We start from the raw sequence: 2,206 nt of genomic DNA on the forward strand, positions 1-2,206 counted from the left end.
TTAAGGCCTGAAAACCAGATTTCCTTTGCCAAGGAAAATAAATCCCATGCATACTATGTAAAACAGGCCGAATTATGGTGGGAGGAAGTGCAAAAAGATAAACATTCAGAGAGCGCCTGGTACAATTATTATCGGGCTTGCCGGAATGCGCAGGGGACCGCCAACTGGCGAACGGATTTTGTAAATGAATCCCCTGCTTTGCGATTGGGCAAAGACATTACAGCCCTGATGAAGGAACATATCCCGGGTACCTTCACCTATAATTTTGTAGAAGGATCTACTCGAGGCGTTTCTCCTGAGGGCGGCGAATTTTTGTTAAAGGCTTACAATATGAATCCGGATTTTGAAGGATTGTTGGGAGATGTGATCACGTATGCTAGTTCTACCTTTAATCATGATTTAAGGAAAGAAGCCAATATTCGCTGGCATAAAAAGGGTGGAATCTCTCCTGCTCTCCTGAATTTTGGGTATAATCTTCTGCAATCCACAGAGCCACATGCAATTCTCTTGACAGCCCATGATAATGATACCTATCCGCTTTGGATGCTACAGGAAGCTTTGGGAGTAAGGACAGATGTTCTGGTCTTGAACATTGATTTCTTCCTTTTTGATGAGTACCGGAAAAAAATCTTTGGTGATTTGGGAATCAAACCATTTGTCCTGGAGAAGGTAGATATCAATGAATATGAAACCAATTGGGAAAACGTCGTAAAGCATGTATTAGAAAATTACACGGGAAATAGACCGATTTACCTTTCCAAAACCCTATCCCCTAAATGGTATTCGGGCTATGAACAGAATTGCTATACCTCAGGTCTGGCGGAGAAGTTCTCCCTGCAAAAACAGGATTTACGAGGCTGGAATTTAAAACTGTTTTCAGATGATTTTCGCTTAGATGAGCTTCGCATGACACTGGTCTATGACACGAGTAATCGCAGAGTTGATGAAATGAACCTTGGCTATTTGGATAGTTTCTATATGCTTTATCAGCAATTCGTGCAAGAGAGGAACGACAGGCAAGCAAAGGAGGTGAAAGACCTGGCAATCCGCCTCATGGATCGTTTTAAAGCGTCTGAAAAAGTAGCGTTTTACCGTGAGAAATTTGACTGATTGGGAAAGTCTTAGTTAGAATTATGGCTTTTTGCTCTCTGCGAAGTAAGCGTCAATTCATTATCATCACAAACTAGGGTAAATTCAGGGGAATAAATTCGCTCCCAACAATCTTTCCTTCTTTTACTTCATACAAGCTGAAGCCCGATTTCACGATATGCCCCTGAAATGGAAAACTGTCGGGTCCGGATATTGCTGAGGTTTGGGCGAAAGTAGTGGGATAGGTGAAAATACTTCCTTCCTGTACCGCATGGTAATGACCGGATAAAGCCAGGGGAAAAGGGCGATCTCCGATCCGCTTTTTTACCTCTTCGTAATTGTAGACAATGTGTCGATGCTCGAGCTTACCTTTTTGCTTGAGTAGCACCGGACCGTAAAAGAGGTGGGAATCAAAATTCTGGAAGGAGAAGCCGGGAGAAACAAAAGGAATGTGATTAAAAGTAATGATGCCTTTGCTTTCGTTCACCAAACTCAAATCTTTTTCCAACCAATCTAACTGAAGGGAATCTACTCCTCCGAAATAGTAGAGATTCTGGTAGTCTACTCCATCGATGGAGATAAAATGTAAGCCTCCGTAATTAAAGGAATAATAATTGGGACCGAGGAAGTGCCGATACATTCCTTTTCCATATAAAGGATGCTTTTGGCTAACCAGGGATTTATCACGCTCTATCCCAAAAATCTCGTGATTACCCACTCCACTGTAAACGGGCATGGAAAATTTTTCAATTTCTCCAACATACATCTCATAATAAGCGCTGGCTATTTTTTCATCCACCCGCAAAGCATCTCTGACCAAATCTCCTGTTATAATGATGAAAGCAGGCTTCAATTCTTCGGCCATCTTACGGAAATGGACCATGCGGGGCAGATTGGCCGAATCTATGTGGATATCTGAAGCATGGATGAAAAAGAAGTGATCCTCTTGCTTTTCTTTTTCCAGGGGAAAGTTTAGCTCTTCCTTCATAGAATGATAGAACTTCCCTTCATATCCTTCGGGCATGCTGATGAAGAGCCAGGGAAAAGATCCGCTGCTTTCTATCTGGAAAAAGCCTTCATCATTCGTCTGTACCACATGCTCCTGATCCGAGACGGC

General features: G+C 42.5%; 2 protein-coding genes. One reads left to right on the plus strand and one right to left on the minus strand.

Features of this window, described 5'->3' with window-relative positions; genetic code table 11:
* A partial coding sequence (locus tag D5R40_RS36695) for a hypothetical protein (protein ID WP_161565164.1) occupies window positions 1–1,110 on the plus strand: 1,110 nt, incomplete at its 5' end.
* A gap of 73 nt (window positions 1,111–1,183) precedes the next feature.
* Here D5R40_RS36695 and D5R40_RS32330 read toward each other — a convergent pair.
* A partial coding sequence (locus tag D5R40_RS32330) for a metallophosphoesterase family protein (protein WP_134239664.1) occupies window positions 1,184–2,206 on the minus strand: 1,023 nt, incomplete at its 5' end.

It is taken from the genome of Okeania hirsuta (genome assembly GCF_003838195.1).
Lineage (GTDB): Bacteria > Cyanobacteriota > Cyanobacteriia > Cyanobacteriales > Microcoleaceae > Okeania > Okeania hirsuta.